Source organism: Pseudomonas azotoformans, from assembly GCF_001579805.1.
In the GTDB taxonomy this organism is placed as follows: Bacteria; Pseudomonadota; Gammaproteobacteria; order Pseudomonadales; family Pseudomonadaceae; genus Aquipseudomonas; species Aquipseudomonas azotoformans_A.
On record NZ_CP014546.1, the window covers coordinates 1681261 to 1703436 of the forward strand.

Here is a 22176-nt window from a genome sequence, read left to right on the forward strand (position 1 = left end):
GGCAATTTATAAGTTATCCGACGAATCGCGATCAATAGTGCTGCCGCTTGTCGGAATAATAATTCCAGTGACAGGCCATGTATCTCTTTGATTATTTTTAGTTGTTATTAATCAACAGCTTGCATGATTAGCTAGTACGAATGTGCAACTAACTCTTGTTTTTGAGTTGGTGCAAGTTCGATGTTAGTTTGCCGGCCCTTGATTTTCGATGGATCGAACATGTCTTTGTTACTGCCACGGACTCGGTATCTGCTGTGCACTTTCCTGCTCGCCTATTTGAGCCTGAACAGCGCCACGGCCGCTCCTACGCCTGGGGATCAGGACCTGATCCGCGACCGCCAGAACCGCCTCCTCGAAGAGCAGCGCCGGCGCCTGGAAGAGCTCCAGGACCTGCCCGGCAAAGACACCCAGCCCCAGGCCCCGGCGCTGCCAGCGGACACCCGTTGCTTTCCCATCCAGGACATCGAACTCAAGGGCGCCGACAGCCTGTCCGGCGGCGACCGCAGACTGCTGCTCAAACCCTATGTCGGCCAGTGCTTGGGCGTTGCACAGCTCAATGAATTGCTCAAAGTCATCACTGACTACTACATCGCCAAGGGCTGGGTCACCAGCCGTGCCTACCTGCCGCAACAAGACCTCTCCAGCGGTCATCTCCAGGTGCTGGTGGTCGAAGGCAAACTCGAAGGTTTGAAGGGCGCACAGGGCAGCAATGTGACTGATCGCGAACTGGCGATGGCGTTTCCCGGCAAGGTCGGCGAGGCGCTGAACCTGCGGGAAGTCGAGCAACTGGTGGACCAACTCAGCCGCTTGCCCTCCAAGCAGGCGCAGATGGAATTGACCCCTGGCAGCCAGGTCGGCGGCAGTGAAGTGCGGGTCAAGAACACGCCACAAAAGCCCTGGCGTGCCAGCCTGTCACGCAACAACGACGGCCAGAAAAGTACCGGCGAACAGCAATGGGGCGCGGGCCTGGAATGGGACAGCCCGTTAGGCCTGGCCGATCAGCTGATTCTGCGTGGCGGCCACGACGCCATCAGCGACCACCAGAAAACCTCGAAAAGCAGCATGCTCTATTACAACCTGCCGTGGGGCTGGTGGAACTTCAGCTACAGCTACAGCGAGAGTGAATACCGCACCTTCGGCAGGGTCGATGACTTCAAGTTCAAGCAGAACGGCGACAGCCAGAACCACCAACTGCGCGCCGAACGCGTGATCCATCGTGACGATGTGAGCAAAACCTCGGTCAACGTCGGCCTGACGCACCTGCGCACCAACAACTACGTGCTCGACGCACGCCTGCCGACCAGCAGCAACCGCCTCAGCGAGTTCCAGGTCGGCCTCACCCACGGGCGGCGAATCGGCAGTGCCTTCGTCAACCTGGATGTGGGCATGCAAAACGGTATCGGTGCGTTTGATGCGCAAAGCAATCGGCAAGAACGGGACGCCCAGGGCAACCTCACGGCGACGCCGCGCTATCGCAAATACACCGCCACCATGAGCTACCTGCAACCCTTTACGTTGTGGGGCGAGTCGTTGAGTTTTTCCAGCCTCGCCACCGGGCAACGTAGTGAAGACGTCCTGTATTCACCGCAACGCATGAGCCTGGGAGGGTCCTACTCGGTGCGCGGTTTCAAGGACCAGCAACTGAACGGCGACAGCGGTGGCTACTGGCGCAACGAAGTGCGCTGGGCGCGACCGGTCACCCTGGACTGGATGCGTCCGGCCTTCGCCGAATACGGCGCCAGTGTCGGATATGACCAGGGCGTGATTCGCAACGATCGCTACAACGATGACGAGCATGGGCGCGTATCGAGTAATTCCGTCGAGCTGTTCGCCCGCGGCAAATACGTCAGCACCAGTGTGACCTTTGCCCATTCCCTGGAGCGACCTGGCGTGGTGACCGAGCGCGAAGCGCCGATCTATTTCCGCCTGGATTTCTTCCTGTAATTCAACGCCGCTGCCTTGAGATTTAAGAATATGGATGTTCGCCCTGCTTCTGCCCTGAAAAGCCTGTCCCAACGCGGCCTTGCGCTGGTCCTGGCCAACGCGCTGTTCTGGCAGCCGCTGCTGGCCAATGCTGACGGCATCGTGGTCAGCGGCCCGGGCACCAGCGTCGGCCAGGCGGGCAACGGCGTACCGGTGGTGAACATCGCCACGCCCAATGGCAGCGGCTTGTCCCATAACCAGTTCAAGGACTACAACGTCGGCCCCAATGGCGTGATCCTCAACAACGCCACGGGTGCGCTGCAGAACACCCAACTGGGCGGGATCATCGTCGGCAACGCGAACCTCAAGGGCGGCGCGGCGAACGTCATCCTCAACGAAGTCAACGGCGGCAGCCCCAGCCAGTTGCGTGGCTATACCGAAGTGGCGGGGCAGTCGGCCAAGGTCATCGTGGCCAACCCTTATGGCATCAGTTGCAACGGCTGCGGGTTTATCAACACCCCCAACGTCACGCTGACTACCGGCAAACCGGTGATCGATAAAGTCGGTCGCCTGGACCATTACCAGGTGGATGGCGGCGCCGTGACCATCGACGGCAAAGGCCTGAACGCCAGCAACGTCGACCGTTTCGAGATCATCACCCGTTCGGCCAAGATCAACGCGCAGATCAACGCACGCGAACTCACCGTGATTGCCGGTCGTAACGACGTCGATGCGCAAAGCCTTAAAACCACCGCACGTGCCGATGACGGCAGCGCCAAACCTGAACTGGCCATCGACTCCTCGGCGCTTGGCGGCATGTACGCCGGCGCCATTAAGCTGGTGGGCACCGAAGCCGGCGTGGGCGTGAAGCTCGACGGTACGCTGGCGGCCAGTGGCGGCGATATCCAACTGGATGCCAACGGCCACTTGAGCATGGCCCAGGCCGCCGCCAGCGGCGCGGTGGACATCAAGGCCGCCAGCCTCGACGCGAACGGGCCGGTCTACGCCGGCACCACGCTAAAGGCTAAAACCAAAGGCGAGCTGAAAAACCGCAAAAGCCTTGCTGCTCGCGACAGCATCACCCTGGCCAGCAATGGCCAACTGACCAACAACGGCATCATCGAAGCCGGGGTCAACGCCGATAACACGCGCAATGCCGGTGGCGACGTCACGCTCGACAGCCAGAACATCACCAACACCGGCCGGGTGATCGCCAATCGCAGCCTCACCGCCACCGCCGCACAAACACTGGATAACCAGGGCGCCACGATGAGTGCCAAGCAGGCGCTGAACGTTACCGCCGCCAGCGTCGACAACCGCAACAAGGGCCAACTGCTCAGCGACGGCGCACAGACCCTCACCGTCAGCGGCCTGCTGGACAACAGCCAGGGCGGCATCATCGATAGCACGGGTGCATTCACCCTGTACGGCAACCGACTGGACAACAGTGCCGGTAACCTCACGGGCGCAAGCTCCATCACCCTGGATTTACTCGGTGACCTGATCAACCGCAACGGCAAGCTGGCGAGCGTCGGCCCGCTGCTGGTTCAACGCGCCGCCCATGTGGATAACCAGGGCGGCAAGCTCGCCAGCCAGGGCCTGCTAACCCTGTTTGCCAACAGTGTCGATAACCAGAGCAGCGGGACGCTGGCCGCCAACGATGGCCTGGCGCTTACCACCACCGGCCTGCTGCAAAACGGCGGCAACGGGCTGATCCACAGTGAAAAGGCCGGTGTGACGATCACCGCCGGCACCCTCGCCAACAACGGCGGGCGCATCGCTGCCAAAGCCGGCGATGCGGTGATCGATGCCACCGATTTCAACAACGGCAGCGGCACGCTGTTGGCCCGTGATCGCATTCGCCTCAGCGGCTTGAATGTGGATAACGGCGGTGAGATCGCGGCCAACCAGATTGACCTGAAGCTGCAAGGCGCCCTGACCAACCGTGGCTTGATCGAGAGCGCCACGACCCTGGATGTCGACACCGCCAGCCTGACCAACAGCGGGCAGATGCGTGCAGTGGGCCAGGCAGGTAAAACCCGCTACGCCATCGGCGGCTTGCTGAACAACAGCGGCAGCCTGGAAACCGCCAACGACCAGTTGAGCCTCGCCGCCGGCACCTTCCAGAACACCGGCGGCAAAGTGCTGCACGTGGGCACTGGCGTGCTGGATCTGAGCGGCATCAGCCTCGACGATGTCGGCGGTAGCCTGGTGACCAATGGCGACCTGACCCTCGACAAAACCCATTGGACCAACAGCACCGCAATCCAGGCCGGACGCTTGACCGTCAATGTCGACAACCTGCAACAGACCGCCACCGGCAAACTGCTCGGCACCCGTGCACTGGTCGGCAAAGGCCTGGACTGGACAGTTGGCGGCACCGTCGCCAGCCAAGGCAGCCTCGACCTGTCCGTGGGCAACCTGCTCAATGACCATGGCCTGATCTTCAGCGGCGGCGACATGAACCTGCGGGTCGAGCGCCTGAAAAACCTCGGCGCCAACATTTACGCCATGGGTAACCTGCGCGTTGATCGCGACGGCCAGGGTGGGCTGGCGACCAGCATCATCAACAGCTCAGGGACCATTGAGAGCGAGCGCAACCTGACCCTGGCGGCCAGCACCATCCAGAATATCCGCACTGTGCTCACCACCGAGTCGGGCATCTACAGTGCGTCCATCACCCCCGTTGCCTGTGTCGAGGGCGTGACCGGTGGCGACTGTGACGGCGGCAAACAGAACCGTCCGTTCCAGATCACCCAGCGCGAACACCTGATCGTCAAGGAGGCTTCAGCCGCCTCCAGTATCACCTCGGCCGGCAACATGCTGTTGACCGGCGGTGATCTGCTCAACAGCAGCAGTAGCATCGCCGCCGGCGGTAACCTGAGCGTGCGGGTCAACCAGCTGAGCAACATCGGCCTGGTGACCCACGACACCCAGCACGACCGTTTCTTCATGTCTGAACGCGAGCGCAAGCCGCAAGGCTGGTACCTCTACGCAGCGAATTTCACCCGCCAGTATTCCGTTGACGGTGCTGGCTACGACGCCAACAACCTCGGCGGTCTTGAAGCAGGCATGGCCGCCTTTATCGGCATGATGCAAAAGGAGCTGGTCGAACTTGGCAAGACCACCGAACTGTCGCCCACCGACCAACGCTACGCCGCGGTCATCCAGGCAGGCGGCGCTGTGGATGTGGTGGCCCAGGCCCGGTATCGACAACACCGTGGTACGCGGCGGCTACACCTACGTGGGCAGCGGCGCCAATACCCAGGCGCCGGGCTACTCGACCCAGGTTAGCCTCAACCCGCAACTGCCGCCGGACGTTGCCCAGCAGCAGGTCAACCCACTCGGCCTGCCGGGCTTCGACCTGCCGACCGGGGAGAACGGGCTGTTCCACCTCAACGACGGTAAGGGCGTGAATGGCCTGCCGACCAGCCAGTTCGCGGCTAACCCGCACAAATACCTGATCGAAACCAACCCGCTGTTTACCGACATGCGTCAGTTCCTGGGCTCGGATTACATGCTGACCAAGCTCGGCTACGACCCCGACACGGCGCAGCGCCGCCTCGGTGATGGCTTCTACGAGCAGCGCCTGATCCAGCAAGCCGTGCTCGCCCGCACCGGCCAGCGTTTCATCGACGGCCAGACCAGCGATGCCGACCTGTTCAAGCACCTGATGGACAACGCCATCAGCAGCAAAAGCGCGTTGAACCTGTCGGTCGGCGTGAGCCTCACCGCCGAGCAGGTTGCGGCGCTGACTCACGATATCGTGTGGCTGGAAAACACTACCGTCGCCGGGCAGCAGGTGCTGGTGCCGGTGCTTTACCTTGCCCAGGCGAGCAACCGCCTGGCGCCGAATGGCGCATTGATTTCCGGCAGCGACGTCCGGCTGATCACCGGCAGCAACCTCAATAACGCCGGCACCCTGCGCGCCACCGGCAGCCTGTTGGCAAACGCCGGCGGCAACCTCACCAACAGCGGTCTGATGCAAGCCGGTGGGCGCCTCGACCTGCTCAGCGGCAACACCCTGAGCAACCGTGCCGGCGGCGTGATTGCCGGTGGCGACGTCAACCTCGTCGCCGGTGCCGACCTGCTCAATGAGCGCAGCGTGACCACTCACGAAAGCGCGAGTGCCTATCGCACTGAACGCAGCAACTTTATCGACAGTGCCGCGCGTATCGAATCTGCTGATGCACTGGCGTTGAAAGCCGGTGCCAACCTCAACAACGTCGGCGGCGTGCTCAAAAGTGCTGCGGATACCACGGCACAAGCCGCTGGCGACGTGAATATCATCGCTGCGCAAACGGTTAACAGCAGCGCCGTCGGCACCCGTTCGAGCTTCAAAAACATTGCACAGCAGGGCTCCGTGGTCGAAGCCGGCCGCGATTTGCACGTGATCGCCGGTCGCGACATCAGCGCCGTTGCCAGCCAGGTGGAAGCCAAGCGCGATGTGAACCTTGTCGCCACCCGCGACCTCAACGCCATCGCGGCGGCCAACGAGCAACATTCGTCATTCAATTCGAAAAAAGTCACCCGCATCGAAGACCACGTCCAGCAAGTCTCCAGCGTGATCAAGGCCGGTGGCGACGCCACCCTGAGTGCCGGGCAAGACCTGCAACTGGTGGCCAGCCAGGTGAATGCCGGTAGCGAGGCTTACCTGGTGTCCGGTAAAAACCTCAGCCTGCGCACCGCCGAAGACCAGGACTACAGCTTCTACAGCAAGACCAAGAAAACGTCCCAGGGCAAGAAATTCCGCCTCGACGAAACGGACGTTGTGAACAACGTCGGCAGTCTCGTCAGTGCAGGTACTCACAGCACCGTCGTAGCCGGTGCAGACCTGCTGCTGGCTGGCAGCGCGGTCACCGCCGAGAAAGGCGCGACGCAATTGGTCGCGGGCCAGGACGTGAACATCCTGGCCGTGAGCAATTCCGACAGCGCCCGCCATGAGCGCAAGGAGAGCAAAAGCAGCTGGGGCGGGCTCAAGTCGAGCAAGGTCCAGGACAAGGTCGACGAAAAACGCACCACCGCGATGGGCAGCATGGTCTCCGGCGAAACCGTCACGGTTGCCGCCAAGCGCGACGCTACCGTCACCGGTTCCAACCTGGTCAGCACCGGCGACCTCGCCGTGCAAGCCGGTCGCGACCTGACCATCGACGCGGCGCAAAACACCTTCGCCCGCACCGACATGCACAAGGAAAAAAATCGCGACCTGACCGGTGTGCTGACCGGCAACAAGCTCGGTCTGGATGACATGACCGGCAACCAGAAGCTGTATATCAACAGCTCCAAGCACAACGGCACGGCCAATGAGATGACCTTGACCGGCAGCACTATTGGCTCGAGTGCGGGCAATGTGTCGTTGACGGCGGGGCGTGAGTTGACGGTGGTGGCCAGTGATCTGGTGAGCACCAAGAACATGGAGTTGAGTGGTGCCAATGTCACCGTCACCTCGGGTGTGGAGACTGCCAGTCAGACCAGTAAGGACAGTTCGAAAAGTCTGGCAGTAGGCCGTGTTGTCGCGGGCTCTGTCGTCGATACCGCCAACAGCATTCGCGACGCCGCAGAGGTCGCTCGCAGTGCCGACGACCCGCGCCTCAAAGCGGTAAAAATCGCCCAGGCGGCGCTGTCGCTCTACAACCTCAATAACCAGGGCGGCGAGCTCAATAAGCAGAGCACCGGCTTCAAGAACAAAACCGGTGGCTCCGCCGGCAACGGTTCGCTGATCAAGATCGGCACCGAACTGGCTAACACGCGTACCAAGAGCAGCAGCGAATACGCGGCGCAGACCGTTCACCAGAGCAACCTCAACGTCGGGGGCAAACTGTCGATCATTGCTGCGGGCGACGCGCCGGGCACGTTGGGTGACCTGACGATTACCGGCAGTACGTTGAAAGCCGACAGCACGTTGCTGTCCGCGAAAAACAACATCCTGATGCAAAGCGCGCAGAACACCACCGACCGCAAAAACGATGGCTCACGCAATCGCACTGCCATCGGCGCCAGCTTCAACATCGGCGAGCAAAATGGCTTCACCCTCGACCTTGGCGCACAAACCGCCAAAAACTTGGGTTCGGGTGGCTCGGTTACCCAGGTCAACACCACGTTGGACAGCGGCTCGCTGGTACTGCGCAGCGGCCAGGACACCAGCCTGATCGGGGCACAGGTACGGGCTGATCGTATCGATGCCGACATCGGCGGCAACCTCAACATCCTGTCGCGCCAGGACACCGATACATCCAAGAGCAAGCAGGACAGCGCGGGCTTTGGTGCGAGCATCTGCGTTCCACCGTTCTGCTACGGCTCAACCGTGGCAGCGTCCGCCAACCTGGCGGCGTCGAAGATGAACAGCGACTACCAGGCTGTCACCGACCAGAGCGGTTTCTATGCCGGCAAAGGTGGCTACACCATCGACGTGGCCAAGAACACCACTTTGCAAGGTGCAGTGATTGCGAGTGAAGCCACCGCCGATAGAAACCTGTTGCTGACAGATCGACTGCTGGTCAGCGACATCAAGAACAAAAGCGAGATTGAGAGCAAATCGGCGGGCGTGAGCGTCTCCGGTTCATACAGTGGCGGCGTGGGCACGCTGACTCCAGGTGCCCTGTATGGCATGGCGCTTAATGATTCGGATCACAGCTATACGCGCAGCGCTGTCAGCGAAGGCGCGATCCTAGTGCGCAACCCCGAGGGCGCTAACGACCTCGTCGGTTTGAACCGCGACACAGCGAATGCTAACCAGCGCCTCGACAAGCCTGATGAAAAGGCCATGCAAGAGCGCATGGACTTGGTCAAAAGCTCGATGGAGTTGACCAAGGGGATTGGCGACGCGATTGCTGCGGCGAGGATCAAGGCCGCTGACGACCCTAATAGCGACGTCAACAAAGCGACCCGAGAAAAGCTCGTGCAGGAAGGGGTTGCTAACCCGACGCGGGATCAGATCAACCAACGTGCCCAGCAGGATTATGGCGTAGGGAGCAGCTTCCAGAAGGCCAGCCAGGCGGTAACGGCTGTGGTGCAAGCGGCCATGGGCGGTAGCGTCGGGGGCGCGTTGGCGGGGGCGGCGGCGCCGTATCTGGCAGAAACAATCAGGGACAGGACCAAGGGCGACCCCACAGCCAATCTGATGGCCCATGCGGTACTGGGTGCTGTGCTCGCCAAGGCTGGCGGTAACTCAGCACTTGCTGGCGCAGCCGGTGCTGTGGCGGCGGAAGAAACCGCCAGGCTGATCAAGGAGCATCTGTATGGCGTCGTCAGTAATGAAAGCCTGACCCAAGAGCAAAAACAGACAATCGCCAGTCTTTCGACCTTGGCGGGTGGCCTTTCTGGATCGCTGACCGGCAAGGGCGCGCTGGATGCGGTGGCAGCGGCGCAGGTTGGGAAAAACGCGGTTGAAAATAACCTGTTGAGCCCGGCTAACGAGTCTTTGCTACAAAAGGCTCGCGACGCGATCAAGCACAAAAAGTACACCATCGAGGACGCAAAGACGCTTATCGCGCTCGATCAGCAAGATCAGATTTCAGATGCCTTGGTTGAGCGCCTGCGCCGCAATTCAGACTCGATGTCGGCTGCCGATAAAGCCGCAGCACAGGCATACCTCACGGATTACGCAAACGCACTCGTTGCGGCGTATGGACAGGGTGAGGCTGATCGCCGCATCTACGCGCTTATGCGGCCCGGTCCTCTGCGACAAAGCAACGATGTGGCGTACGCGGCTGGGAGCTTCAATAAAGACGCTTCGCTAGAACGGCTCTATCCCGGCGATTTGTTGGCGCAGATGAACCGCTTTCCTAGCGAAAACGAACAGCTTTACCGCGACGCGCAACAGAAAATGCTCATTAACCAGCACTACGAAGGGGAGGCTGCAATTGGCACGCCTGCTTTGTATGTGCTGGGCGGGGGCGTGGGGTTGGCTGTACGGTTGGTGACCGCTGAGAGCGGCGTATTGCAGATCACTTATGGTGGCGTGCAGGCCTATAACGGTGACTCAAGCGACGGCGCCAAGAACATTTTCCTTGGGGCTTTGAACGCATCGGCTGCCGGTTTGCCGAGCGTGTTTAAAGGACAGTCGGTCGCCGGGTCTACTAAAGGTGTGGTAGCCAAGAATGAGAATGCTTTTGGGGGGCAGGGTGACTGGGAAACGAGTGTTCTGGTCGAAAGAAATGTTATACCGGCGACCCCAAAACCAATGGTTGATGCCGATGTTGTCACCCTCGCCAACGTTAACTATGGGCGTAGTCCTTTCTCAGAACTGAACGGCGCAATCGGCGAAGCGCGTGGATGGCACCAGACATTGGACTCCGGCCAGATAGGCGTCTCCGGTCCCGGAAAAGCATCGCTACCCGGTGCAGATTTCATTACGTATGATCCGTCGATTCGTTCACTGATTGTTTGGGACGCTAAGTATCGAGCGGAAGGGGGACGTTATCCTTCATCGGTGCCGGCTTCAAAACTGCAGGCCTGGCAAACCGAGATCGTAAATTCGGTCAAAAATATGCCAGAGGGACCGCATAAAACGGCAGCTGAAAATGCACTCAAGGCTGGCAGGGTCGAAGGCAAAATATTCAAATGGCCGCAATAATTCTGGAGGGTGTGGTGATGATTCCTTGGTCGTTGTTGCTTGAGCAAAAAGCAGGTGATGTCCTTGATACATCCGGAGCGGCACTTTCACTCATCGATGAGGGTGTTTATGGAACTTGCGATAATCAATTTTGCTTGGCCGACACCGTTAACGAGGATGGTCAGGACAAACTCCGATTAGTTTCTTTTTACTGGGCAACCAGCGAGGCAGCGTTTCGTCGAGCCTATTTCAGAGAAGTTGAACGTGATGACATGGCTGTCAGTAGTCCCCCTGCGGAATTGATACCAAAGACGGCAGGCACGACCTATGGTCAAATCAAGCAAGCGTTGAAGGCCGTGGGGGACGTTATGGAACATGCCTCTTACCGCATAATGTCCGATGGTGCCTTTGTTCACAAAAGCCTCGAGAACGCGTCAGTGGTCTACTATTTTCGCTCGACAGACATATTGGATGACGAGCTGCCCTATGCCATTTTGTGGAAATGTCGCGGGCTTGGTAACTATTAAAAAGCAGCAGGGGAAAATAGGGGGCAGAACACGATTACTGCTAAAACTTATATTGGTGGTCTGACCCCTATTTTCCACATTGACCTTGCGAATAGTAAGCCCGTTATTGCAGCTGGTGAGGTGAAAATTGTGCGCGGGGAAGTTAAATATATAGATAATACTTCTGAGCATTATGAACCTTCCGGTCGCGCTGCACAGATCGCAGCAGAAAATGCGTTCTCTCAAAAAGGACTTGATGTGACTGGTAAATACATAGAAAAAGTCTGGGTGCCAGATCTTGGTAATCCAAGAAAAGTTGCTTGGGTGCCAAAATGAATGACATTATTAAACAGTTTGATATTCTTTGTGATGTGGCTATGGCCGCTTTTAGTGAAGAGCTGGAAATTTCCTATGAGATGTCATTGTTAAATATTTTAGAGTTTGTAAAAAAACATCCGGACTATAGAGAGTGGTTTATAGATAGATTTAAACTGATTTTAACATCTAGGAACTCGCCATTTGAAGCTGTGGCATTTTGCATGCGTGAGTTGCTGTGGCCTGAAATAAAAGAATTTGTAATTTCAAAAATGAACCCTTCAGAAGATCCTCGTAGTGAGGCCCTTCGAAGTATATTGACCGCATATGATGAGTTTTGGCCGGATTCGGATCTTTATAGTTATTATAGTATGAGTTAGTTTGTGTAAAAATAAAGGGGGCGGATTTATTTAAATGTGACGCTGATCGGTAGGCTATTAATAAATCTGTCTCCTTTAATTCTGATACCTTTGCAGGCCGTGTTGAAGGCCTACGACAATATGCCAAAAGTACCATGTGCCGACTCTGATCCTGCTTTACGCGATGCTTTGCAAGCGGCGTTGGATTCAGGAAAAGCCAAGGTTCAAGGTGTAACAGTCAAAGTCGGTGTTCCCGCTTCCAGTAAAACAGGTATAGCAGAATTTAAGGTGGAACCATGGACCAAGAAGTAATTCAGTGCGAGCGTTCGGGCGTAAACTCGGAATGGCCCTCCTACAAAAGTGTGCTGGGGCGCATAGTCAAGGGGCCACACGTCTCAGATGAATACGAGTTGAATGGCATCCGTGAATATGTTGAGCGCGGCGATGCATTTGCGAAGCCATCAATGCCTGTACCGAATAGTGACAACGTTACGCGTAGTAGCTCCGAATGGATGGCCGTCACACGAGCCCACAAGGTATTGGCAAACGCACCAGATAATCCGCAATGGCTTCTGGAATTGGCCCATTGGCTGCGCTATTACCAAGTAGGAATTTGGCAGTTGTTCTTCTGGGCGGGCCAGTTCGACATTATTGCCAAAGCGGCAGGCAATGATCGACGCCGCCAAAACTACAGCATCCAAACCGCCACCAATATGATGGCCGCCATGGCGGTCCTAGGCTGGAAGGATGCCGTCATCCATCAGGGCTATCTCACCCATGCGGCTCTCAACCGTGGGCATCAATTAGTGATTGAGTACGAAGAGCAACACCGCCGCGCCCAAGCCTTTATGCTGCGCATGTTTGCCGATTGGGTGGGCGATGTCTCGCATCAATGGCCTGCTTATGCTTACGACGAACCCATCTACGAAGCCTTGTTGACCAAGTGGCGCACTCCAAGCCCCGACGATCTGATGCCCTGCCTGTTGGCCGCGTGTGACCGCCACACTTGGCAAACCGGCAAAGAGAGCCAGAAGAATTCCTACGACTTCAATCGGGACTGGCACTTGGAGCGCGTGCCAGTGGAAATTCTCTATATTCTGCGCCTGCGCCAGTGGGAAGGTTTAGCCAATCCGCAGAAGATTGATCATCCGCTGCTGGCCGCGCCCTTTGACCAATTGCCGCCCGAGCAACCAGTGCCTGAGTTGGACGAGTTGATGCGAGGTGTGCTCAAACGCGCGAGGGAAGACTGGCCAAAGTACGATGAAGTGTTGTCGTTGCCAGCATTGAGGAGTTGAATGGTGCAAAAGGTTGAGGCTCAGGCTAAAGCTTTCATTCGGTCCAATGGTTTCGATAGCATTGTTAGTACTGGGACAAGAACCCCATGAGTGCAGCAGATATAGAATTATAGTTTTACGCGTGTCCTGATAAAATGCTATCTATAAATCAGCGACATGCTGAAGTCATGGATAGGATGTCTCGGAATGGTGCTCCTTTAGGGTTTGCAGGTCTTTAGCTTCCGGCTACCCCGAGTTGTGGCGACGGGTTAGTCGCTACTTATACGGTTAAAATTCCCATCACAGGGGGATCGGGGTCAGACCACGTTTTCAGCGAAATCCATACAAGGGTTTAACTTTTTTTGTGATGTTTCATTAACGTATATAATGGTTTTCGCTATTTATAACGACTTGTGCTCTTTAAAAATTTTATTTAGTTGAAATCATTATTTTTTCTTTGCTTTTGTTGCAGGCGACTAAGCTGACCTCTTTCAGAAATCAAGGGGTTGTTATGGCTCGTTGTCCTCGGTTGTTGGTACCAGGTCTTCCGCTGCACATCATTCAGCGCGGAAATAATCGTTCGGTTTGTTTCTATTCAGAAGATGATTGAATTTTTTTAGATCCACCTCTTATAGCTTTTGTCGGAAACTCATGATTGCAAAATTCACGCGTGGTGTCTCATGACGAATCACGTGCATGTATTACTGACTCCAACTACCCATCTTGGTGCTGGTTCGTTAATGAAAGGGCTTGGTCAGCGTTATGTCCAAAATATAAATCGTACTTATCAACGCACAGGTACTCTGTGGGAAGGTCGTTATCTTTCTTGTATCGTGCAGCACGAAAGCTATTTGATGGCCTGTTATCGGTATATAGAAATGAATCCCGTCAGAGCGGGAATGGTGGATCATCCCGCTGAGTATCGTTGGATGAGCTACCGTGCAAATGCATAGCTGGAACCTTCAGCCCTTATAACGCCTCATGATTGTTATAAAGAATTGGGTAGTAATGTCGATCAGAGAACTGAGGCGTATCGTCGTCTCTTCAAGGATGAGCTTCAGCAAGAAGTAATCGACCAAATCAGAGGTGCTACAAATAGACATTACGTGTTCGGAACGGGAAAGTATTCGTCGCAGATAGCACAAGCTTTGGGTAAGCGAACCGTTAGAGGATTCGCTGGTCGCCCAAAGAGATGACTTTCAAATGTCAATGGTGGTCTGACCTCTATTTCCCCGGATCAACACCAAGGTGGCATCCACCGCGCCGGAAGCGTAGCGCGAGAAATTTTCTCAGACAAAAAATAGAGAGGTGGTAATGGAGAACTTTGAAGCCCTGATGCGCAAGAAAAAAGATGAGCATTTTTTAGATGGGCTCGTTGTTGTGGAGGAAGCTGTTTTACGTGCGATCCAAGCAGCTTTTCAGGATGTCCCCGAAGATTATTTGGCATTCTTAAGAACGTTCGGAGCTGGGGAGATTGACGATGCGGGCATCATGCTTTATGGCGGCTTTTTAGAGGCTGATGAAATTTTTGATGCAGGTACAGCGATAGCGCTACGGGATATTCGATTTTTCGGAGATGACATGCAGGGACGGTGTTTCGGCTTCGATGTGAGCGAGAACTGGGCTGTGGTAGAGGTAGACTCTTCTGACATGAGTGTTAGAAAGTTATGTGATAAATTTTCTTATTTTTTATATGGTTTGCTGAGTTGAGCTGTTGTGCATAGGAAAGCCGAAAATCTGACTTTGAAAAAATGATAAAAAAGGCGGCAATCCCCCGCAGATAAATTAGTCGGATTGTTGGAGGTTGCGGGCTCGTAGCGGAGAGCAATTAGACGTGGACTATTCGAGAATAATTGATCTTATCGAAGAGTCGGATTTCGTTGGGTTTGCTGATTATGGTGACGGGATTGCTGATGAGTGGATTTGTAAAGCTGAAACTTGTCTTGGGTTGAAATTGCAATATGGCTTGCAGTTGATTAATGAATATGAAGAAAAGCGCGGTCTGTAAGGTGGGTAAAGTGTAAAGAGGATGGACTTATTTATTTTAATAGGTCTGTTCCTTGTTCTCGAAGGAAAGAGACGGTAATGCGAAGAAATGAACCTTGGTGGGTCGCTGTCTATCTTCCTTGCGCCTGTGCGTTCGGCTTATTATTTATGTGTGTGTCCTTTCAGGTTGCCGGGTATTGGGTGAGTGGTGGCGAGGACGTGGTCTTGCTTATAAGAGAGAATATGCCGCTTTATCTGAAAATGGCTGGAGTTGGCTTTATTCTAGGTTTTGTCTTGTGGTTGTCTAATGTTCGTTGAATGTCGGATTTACTTGATTTATAGATGCTTTTTACCTCTTCAAGGATGATCAATGAAATCCGTAAAATACTCGCTCCTGGCCTTCCTCATGTCCTGCCTGGTGGCCGGCTGGGGCCTGGTGTATGTCGGCCGTATCAAGTGGGGTATCTGGGTCGCCGTGTTGCTGTATGGCGGTTTCGCGTTGTTGGGGGCGCTGGGGTTGGTCGCTACCCCCATTGGGCTGTACGGGCTATTTGCCTTCTTGATCACCGTCAAACTGGGCTCAGCCATCCTGTCCGCCGTGCTGGCTCGTCGCTACAACGGACCGCCCAATGTGCCACGCAAGCGTTTCCACGTCCTTTACGTCGGGGTGATGGTAATTGTGGTACTGATGCTCGATGTATTGCGGGTACCCCTGCTGGGGTTCAAAAATTACTACATCCCATCCGGATCGATGGTGCCGACGCTGTCCATTGGCGACTACATTCTGACGGACCTGCGCGCCGGTCCGCCCAAGGTGGGGGATATCGTGGTGTACCGCTGGAATGGCACTGAAGCGGTCAAGCGCGTGGCCGGTGTTGCTGGGGACACGTTAGCCCTGGTGAACGGTGAACTGATCCACAACGGCGAAAACCTCGGGTTGTTTCATGCACCGGCAAACCGCGTAAAAGGGCCTGAATCCCTTGAAATGGCACCGGTGACGGTCGAGCCAGGGCACCTCTTTTTGCTGGGCGACAACCGCTGGAGCAGCAACGACAGCCGCTTCATGGGCCAGGTCGCGGTTGAGGACGTGGTGGGCAAGGTGACGGGCATCTGGTTCTCAAATGAGCGGGCGCGTATCGGGACGACGTTCCCATGAGCCTTTCGAGTGGGGCGTGTCGGATTGTGCAGTGGCTGTGCCTGCTGGTGATGTGCGGCAGCGCCAGCGTATTCATATTGGCCTGGCTCAACCTCGACCGCAGCTCGTCAGTGCTGGGCGTGGCGGCCGGCGCCTTTGTGTGGTGCGGCATTGGCCTGTTGTTCGCGTTTGTGTTTGAGCGGTCTCGCACTGTCGCAGCCACGCTCCGGTTTATGTTGACTCGGACAGTGGCGCTGCTGATGCTTGCGGCGGCTGCGGCCTATCTGGTTGGCCTGCTGTGGGTCGAGCCGGAACGCGATTTTATGGAGTCTCAGTTAAAAGGGGCATCGTGCGGCAAGTACACGGGTGTGATTGAAAAAGGGTGGGAGCAAATCTGCGCTGATTCAAAGCAGCCGCAAACGCCTTGAAGCTGGCTGGGCTTGGATAGGCAGTCGGTTTGGTCCTTTTGATTTTTCAATGTTCGTTGAGCGTTTTTGATGATGAATCGATATGCAGGAAAGCCCTTTCTCCGTCTTCTTGAATGCTATGTCCTGTCGGCCATTGGTGCGCTGTCCGACCAGCAACGCGCCGATTTGACGGCACTCGAACCCAAATTGCACGAACTGTATGGGACGCAGGGCAGTTGGTCTGATGTCGTCGCCTCTCAGATGGAGTTTCCGACCTCCTTGGAGGAAAAAATCCGTGCTGTTTGGCGCACAAATTCGGCAAAATTCGCCCAGGCCGGTGTGCCAATCAACGGCGAAGACTTTGCCAGAAACTTTGTCGATACCAATTTTCCGTCTTAAAGCTGGAGCAACACCGCATGGACGCAAGCAACACCGCTAAACGCCCGACCATCCTGGCCAGCATCGGCCGCCGCCTGGCCGCGCGCCTCATCGACTGCGTCATCGCCGTGCTGATTTTTTTCATCCTCAAATTCGCCGCTGGGGCGCTGTCTGCCTACGTTCCTGCGGTGACGCCCAAGGCGGGTTTTCTTTCCGCGTTTTTTGCGGCCTTCGCCTACTTCCTGCTGGCTGATGCGCTCCCCAACGGCCAGAGCCTGGGTAAGCGCCTGCTGAGCATTGCCACCGTCGACCGCAAGACCCGTAAAGGCTGCAGCATTTCCCAATCATTCACGCGTAACTCCGGCGCGCTGGTGGTCATCGATTGGGTGTGGATCTTCATGGAGTCCAGGACGCGCCTGGGCGACATGTTCGCCAAGACCATCGTGATCCAGACCGGCAACCTGACGAGCGTGCGCGGCCTGGCGGATATTTATGACAATGGCCGGGGATAAGCACGTTATGGACGATTCAGTATCGGCTGCACAAACCTGGGACCTAGCCAGTCCGTTCCGGCGGTTGCTCGGCTATTTCATCGATATGGCCGTGGTGTTTTTCCTGCTGTTTTTGATGCGCAACCTGGACTACGCCTATCTCTATTTGCACTCGCTGGCGGGTCCGATGTTGTTTACTGGCTTGCGCTATGTGCTGATGTTCTCAGCCTTCGGGTACCTTTTGTTTTGCGATGCGTTACCCAACGGCCAGAGCCTGGGTAAGCGGGTATGCCGCACGGCGGTGGTGGGTTACCCGTATCCAATGAACTGCACGCTGTTCCAGTCGTTTTTGCGCAATGTGCCGAAGCTGCTGTTCAGTGTTCTGGACGGTCTTTTTGCACTGTTCGGTTTGCGCCGTCGCTTGGGCGATATGTTGGCCAAGACGATTGTGATCAACACGTGAGCAGGACGGGGAGGGTGCAGCCGTGGCCGGTTAGTAGAATGAGGCCGGCTGGCAAACCTTTTTATTTATCGCGTAAAGGCCAATAGCCACTATCGTTTTTGTTTTCCTGACAAAGCCTTAGGAGATTTCGCCAGAGGCTTGCACGCAAGCGCCAGGAAAACGGCGCTGCCAGGGCGTCAAAACAGCTTGAGAACGCCTTTCAACTCCGTAAAATGCCGCGATTGTTTAAGGCTCGATACTTTTCAGGGACGAATTCATACATGCGTGTGTTTGCCGTATTGCTCGTGGCCTGCCTTATGGCGGGCTGTGCTTCCAAGCCGGATTACTACATCTCCCCGGCGCCTGTGACCATTCCCAAGACTGCGACCTACTGGCTCGACACCTTCGACGTCGAGGTGGTGGGCAAGAACGAGCGCTTCCTGCCGGATGACAAAGTGCGCCAGCAACTCGGTGTCGATCTGGTCGACCGCCTGCTCAAGTCCAAGCGCTACGCCAGCAGCAAGGACAAGGCCGATTACCTGCTGGATGTGAACGTCATCTATACCCGGCGCATACAAGACACCCAAGGCGGTTTCATGACGGCCATCGTCGATGACAAGACCATCCTCGCCAGTGTCGACTTCAACTACCAGGTCAAGATCAAGAAAGCCGGCGCCGAGGTGCTGCATTTCTCTCAAGCTCGCCAAGGGCTGATGCCTGGCGGGTACAAGGGCGACTGGCAGAACATGAAAACCATGGCAGGGGTGCTGACCAATTCCGGCAACTCCAGCGTCGAGACCTTTTACACCGGTTTGTTGAGCCGATTCATCGTTGACGACCTGCGTGGCATTCCGTCCCGCTAGCGTCAGCTGCCGCACCCGTTTTCCCACTTAGGAGCACCCTGTGAAAACACTGTCCAAAATCCTGCTGTCCGGCTTCACCGCCGCAGCGCTGCTGACCGTGGCCGGTTGCGCCACGGAGAGCAACCGCGCCATGCCGGTGGAACAAGTCGCCAGCGCCAACGTCGCCTATTCCGGCGTGCGTGTACCGATTGCCGTGGGCAAGTTCGACAACCGCTCCAGCTACATGCGCGGCATCTTCTCCGACGGTGTTGACCGCCTCGGCGGCCAGGCCAAGACCATCCTGATCACCCACCTGCAGCAGACCAACCGCTTCAGCGTGCTGGACCGCGACAACATGGGCGAGATCTCCCAGGAAGCCGCGATCAAAGGCACTGTGCAGAAACTCAAGGGTGCTGACTACGTGGTGACGGGCGACGTGACCGAGTTTGGCCGCAAAGAAACCGGCGACCGCCAGCTGTTCGGCATCCTTGGCCGTGGCAAGACCCAAGTGGCCTACGCCAAAGTCGCGTTGAACATCGTCAACATCAGCACCTCCGAAGTGGTGTATTCCACCCAGGGCGCCGGTGAGTACGCGCTGTCCAACCGCGAAGTGATCGGCTTCGGCGGCACCGCCAGCTACGACTCCACCCTCAATGGCAAGGTCCTCGACCTGGCCATGCGTGAAGCCATCAACCGCCTTGTCGACGGCATCAACGCCGGCGCATGGAACCCACGCAACTGATCAGCAGCACCTCAAGGAGCAGTACAAGGATGAGCAAGGCAGTCAAGTTGGCGCTGATGCTGACAGCAGTGGCGACGGTCGCCGGGTGCCAGACGGCGCCCCAGCCGCTGTACCAATGGGAAAGCTACCAGCCGCAGGTTTACGAGTACTTCAAGGGCGAGCCCAAGGAGGCGCAGGTCGAGGCGCTGGAGCGGGATCTGCAGAAGATCAACGCCAGTGGCCGCAAGGCCCCGCCGGGTTACCACGCCCACCTGGGCATGCTGTACCTGAGCATGGGCAAGGATGACCAGATGGTGCAGGAATTCCGCACCGAGAAGGCACTGTTCCCTGAGTCTGCCTCGTACATGGACTTTTTGCTGAAAAACGCCAAGACCGGAGTCGCCACTAAATGAGCCTGTTGAAACTCACTGGCGCCTTGCTGGCCCTGGCCTTGCTCGGCGGTTGCGCAGCCCCCAAGACCATTGATTACACGGCCTACAAACAAGCACGACCGAAGTCGATCCTGGTCCTGCCGCCGATCAATGAATCGCCGGAAGTACAGGCGTCCTACAGCATGGTCTCGCAAGTGACCTACCCGTTGGCCGAAGCCGGCTACTACGTGTTGCCGATTGCCCTGGTGGACGAAACCTTCCGCCAGAACGGCCTGACCACCGCCAACGATATCCAGGCGGTGCCACCGGCGAAGCTGCATGACATCTTTGGTGCGGATTCGGCGCTGTACATCACCGTGACCAATTACGGCACCAAGTACATGCTGATCTCCAGCGACACCTCCGTGACGGCCTCGGCCAAACTGGTCGACCTGCGCACCGGCACCACCCTGTGGACCGGCTCGGCGCATGCGTCCAGCGAGGAAGGCAACAACAACGGCGGCGGCATCGTCGGCATGCTGATCACGGCGGCGGTCAAGCAAGTGATCAACAGTTCTACCGACGCGGCGCATCCGATTGCCGGTATCACCAGTGCGCGCCTGCTGTCGCCGGGCCAGCGCGCGGGGATCCTGTACGGTCCGCGTAACCCGAAATACGGCACTGACTGATTGAACGGTTCGGCGGGGCAGGTGTTTCTGTCCCGCCGAACGGTTTAACCCGAACAGCCAGCGCCTTGCGTCTGACCTTGTGAACGGATCATTCATTCACGAGGTTCAGCCCATGTCCCGTCCTCTGCTCTTCCTGCGTCCTGCTGCCCAGGGCTTTGCCGTTACCTTGCTGGTGACGCTGGCCGGTTGTGGGCTGTCCTCTTCCCACGATGTGGCCAAGCCTGACGAAGCGGCGCCAGTCTCCGAGCTGCAAAGCGCTCCAGTGCAAGGCGCGCTGGTTAAACGCATGCCGATGCCTGCACCTTTGAGCGCACGAAGGGTGATGCAGGAGTCCGTGGCAATGGACTACCGCAGCGAACCCCGCGAACAGTACGAAAACCTACCGGACAACCCGGTGCATCGCGTGGCTGAAACGCCGGTTTCAACCTTCAGCGTGGATGTCGACACCGGCAGCTACGCCAACGTAAGACGCTTCCTCAACCAAGGCAGCCTGCCGCCCGAAGGCGCTGTACGACTGGAGGAAATGGTCAACTACTTCCCCTACCACTACGCGCTGCCCACCGACGGCTCGCCCTTTGGCGTAACCGCCGAAGTGGCCGCCACACCGTGGAACCCTCACACCCAGTTGCTGCGCATCGGCATCAAGGCCTCCGACCGCGCCGTGGCGCAATTGGCGCCGGCCAACCTGGTGTTCCTGGTGGACGTATCCGGCTCCATGGACCGTCGCGAAGGTTTGCCGCTGGTCAAAAGCACCCTGAAACTGCTGGTTGATCAATTGCGCGATCAAGACCGTGTTTCTTTGGTGGTCTACGCCGGGGAGTCCCGTGTAGTGCTCAAGCCTACTTCGGGTCGTGACAAAGAGAAGATCCGCAACGCCATCGACCAACTCACTGCCGGCGGTTCAACGGCGGGTGCGTCGGGTATTGAGCTGGCCTACCAGATGGCCCGCGAAGGGTTTATCGACAAGGGCATCAACCGCATCCTGCTGGCCACCGACGGTGACTTCAACGTGGGTATCAGCGACTTCGACAGCCTCAAGCAAATGGCGGTTGAGCAGCGTAAAAGCGGCGTTTCCCTGACCACCCTCGGCTTTGGTGTGGATAACTACAACGAACATCTGATGGAACAGCTGGCCGATGCGGGCGACGGTAACTACGCCTACATCGACAACCTGCGCGAAGCGCGCAAAGTACTGGTGGACCAACTCAGTTCGACCCTGGCGATCGTGGCCCGTGACGTGAAATTGCAGGTGGAATTCAACCCGGCGCGCGTCAGCGAATATCGCCTGCTGGGCTATGAAAACCGCGCCTTGAAGCGTGAGGACTTCAACAACGACAAGGTCGACGCGGGTGAAGTCGGGGCCGGGCATACGGTCACTGCGCTGTACGAAATTGTGCCCAAGGGCGAGAAGGGTTGGCTGGAGCCCTTGCGCTACGCTGCTGCGCCGGCCGCCGAGGATAAATCCACTGAGCTGGCGATGCTGCGTGTGCGCTACAAGCCGGCGGCGGGTGGCGACAGCCAGTTGATCGAGCAGCCCATCAGCGCTGTGTCGAGCAAGGCCAGCGATGACCTGCGTTTCGCCGCCGCAGTGGCGGCCTTCGCTCAACAACTCAAGGGCGATGGCCGCTACACTGGCAGCATGAGCCTGCAGGACACCGCCGCACTGGCCCGCTCGGCCCGAGGCGACGACCCCTTCGGGCTGCGTAATGAGTTTGTGCAACTGGTGGAATTGGCCCAGAGCCTTAAACCTGTGGCCAAACCGTGAATAAAGGGAGTTAGCCGT

20 protein-coding genes and 1 pseudogene are annotated in these 22176 nt (G+C 57.2%); all 21 read left to right on the forward strand.

Translation table 11 applies throughout. From position 1 onward, the window contains the following. Nucleotides 1–219 precede the first annotated feature (219 nt). The 21 genes and pseudogenes from AYR47_RS07840 (at nt 220) to AYR47_RS07915 (ending at nt 22158) form a co-directional block, all read left to right on the forward strand. Nucleotides 220–1944 carry a ShlB/FhaC/HecB family hemolysin secretion/activation protein gene (locus AYR47_RS07840; protein WP_061434807.1) on the forward strand — a complete coding sequence of 575 codons (1725 nt, stop codon included), beginning with the start codon at nt 220–222 and terminating at the stop codon, nt 1942–1944. Between the two features lie 30 nt (nt 1945–1974). Next, a complete protein-coding gene (locus tag AYR47_RS33330) occupies nt 1975–5217 on the forward strand; it encodes a two-partner secretion domain-containing protein (protein ID WP_061434809.1) in 3243 nt (1080 codons plus the stop codon). Nucleotides 5218–5335: 118 nt separating this feature from the next. Further along, nucleotides 5336–10498: pseudogene (locus AYR47_RS33335) on the forward strand (hemagglutinin repeat-containing protein); the annotation flags it as partial. After that, the gene (locus tag AYR47_RS07855) at nt 10486–11004 is read left to right on the forward strand and encodes a hypothetical protein (protein ID WP_237142536.1); all 519 of its coding nucleotides are present in this window, start codon (nt 10486–10488) and stop codon (nt 11002–11004) included. The pseudogene AYR47_RS33335 and the gene AYR47_RS07855, both read left to right, overlap by 13 nt. Before the next feature lie 120 nt (nt 11005–11124). Then, nucleotides 11125–11319 (forward strand): hypothetical protein, encoded by a 195-nt coding sequence (locus tag AYR47_RS32520; RefSeq protein WP_156487784.1) that lies wholly within the window; start codon nt 11125–11127, stop codon nt 11317–11319. Continuing rightward, the gene (locus AYR47_RS31925) at nt 11316–11678 is read left to right on the forward strand and encodes a hypothetical protein (RefSeq protein ID WP_082781566.1); all 363 of its coding nucleotides are present in this window, start codon (nt 11316–11318) and stop codon (nt 11676–11678) included. The genes AYR47_RS32520 and AYR47_RS31925 overlap by 4 nt, the downstream gene beginning before the upstream one ends. A gap of 36 nt (nt 11679–11714) precedes the next feature. Beyond that, nucleotides 11715–11969: a hypothetical protein gene (locus tag AYR47_RS31930; RefSeq protein WP_082461618.1), complete on the forward strand. Its 255-nt coding sequence runs from the start codon at nt 11715–11717 to the stop codon at nt 11967–11969. Nucleotides 11970–12277: 308 nt separating this feature from the next. After that, nucleotides 12278–12952 (forward strand): hypothetical protein, encoded by a 675-nt coding sequence (locus AYR47_RS07860; RefSeq protein ID WP_033900135.1) that lies wholly within the window; start codon nt 12278–12280, stop codon nt 12950–12952. A 659-nt stretch (nt 12953–13611) separates the two neighbouring features. Continuing rightward, entirely contained in the window at nt 13612–13884 is a 273-nt protein-coding gene (locus AYR47_RS32925; RefSeq protein WP_237142538.1) for a transposase, read from the forward strand. A 361-nt stretch (nt 13885–14245) separates the two neighbouring features. Further along, nucleotides 14246–14641 carry an SMI1/KNR4 family protein gene (locus AYR47_RS07865; protein ID WP_033900136.1) on the forward strand — a complete coding sequence of 132 codons (396 nt, stop codon included), beginning with the start codon at nt 14246–14248 and terminating at the stop codon, nt 14639–14641. Between the two features lie 124 nt (nt 14642–14765). Beyond that, nucleotides 14766–14939, forward strand: a complete 174-nt coding sequence (locus tag AYR47_RS32525) for a hypothetical protein (RefSeq protein WP_237142539.1) — start codon at nt 14766–14768, stop codon at nt 14937–14939. A gap of 348 nt (nt 14940–15287) precedes the next feature. Next, on the forward strand, nt 15288–16073 hold the full coding sequence (lepB, locus tag AYR47_RS07870) for a signal peptidase I (RefSeq protein WP_061434811.1): 786 nt from the start codon (nt 15288–15290) through the stop codon (nt 16071–16073). Continuing rightward, nucleotides 16070–16480, forward strand: coding sequence for a hypothetical protein (locus AYR47_RS07875; RefSeq protein ID WP_061434813.1), 411 nt, complete (start codon nt 16070–16072; stop codon nt 16478–16480). Before lepB ends, AYR47_RS07875 begins: the two co-directional genes overlap by 4 nt. 69 nt (nt 16481–16549) lie before the next feature. Continuing rightward, on the forward strand, nt 16550–16858 hold the full coding sequence (locus AYR47_RS07880; RefSeq protein ID WP_082781475.1) for a hypothetical protein: 309 nt from the start codon (nt 16550–16552) through the stop codon (nt 16856–16858). A gap of 17 nt (nt 16859–16875) precedes the next feature. After that, nucleotides 16876–17349 carry an RDD family protein gene (locus AYR47_RS07885; RefSeq protein WP_061434815.1) on the forward strand — a complete coding sequence of 158 codons (474 nt, stop codon included), beginning with the start codon at nt 16876–16878 and terminating at the stop codon, nt 17347–17349. A gap of 7 nt (nt 17350–17356) precedes the next feature. Continuing rightward, nucleotides 17357–17791 carry an RDD family protein gene (locus AYR47_RS07890; protein WP_033900148.1) on the forward strand — a complete coding sequence of 145 codons (435 nt, stop codon included), beginning with the start codon at nt 17357–17359 and terminating at the stop codon, nt 17789–17791. Nucleotides 17792–18051: 260 nt separating this feature from the next. Beyond that, nucleotides 18052–18633 carry a hypothetical protein gene (locus AYR47_RS07895; protein WP_033900156.1) on the forward strand — a complete coding sequence of 194 codons (582 nt, stop codon included), beginning with the start codon at nt 18052–18054 and terminating at the stop codon, nt 18631–18633. Between the two features lie 40 nt (nt 18634–18673). Further along, on the forward strand, nt 18674–19354 hold the full coding sequence (locus AYR47_RS07900) for a CsgG/HfaB family protein (RefSeq protein WP_016976663.1): 681 nt from the start codon (nt 18674–18676) through the stop codon (nt 19352–19354). A 29-nt stretch (nt 19355–19383) separates the two neighbouring features. Beyond that, nucleotides 19384–19746: a DUF4810 domain-containing protein gene (locus AYR47_RS07905; protein WP_025855472.1), complete on the forward strand. Its 363-nt coding sequence runs from the start codon at nt 19384–19386 to the stop codon at nt 19744–19746. After that, complete coding sequence (locus AYR47_RS07910; protein ID WP_016976661.1) at nt 19743–20393, forward strand: DUF799 domain-containing protein; 651 nt, start codon at nt 19743–19745, stop codon at nt 20391–20393. Before AYR47_RS07905 ends, AYR47_RS07910 begins: the two co-directional genes overlap by 4 nt. Before the next feature lie 112 nt (nt 20394–20505). Then, complete coding sequence (locus AYR47_RS07915; RefSeq protein WP_061434817.1) at nt 20506–22158, forward strand: vWA domain-containing protein; 1653 nt, start codon at nt 20506–20508, stop codon at nt 22156–22158. The last annotated feature ends 18 nt before the right edge of the window (nt 22159–22176 follow it).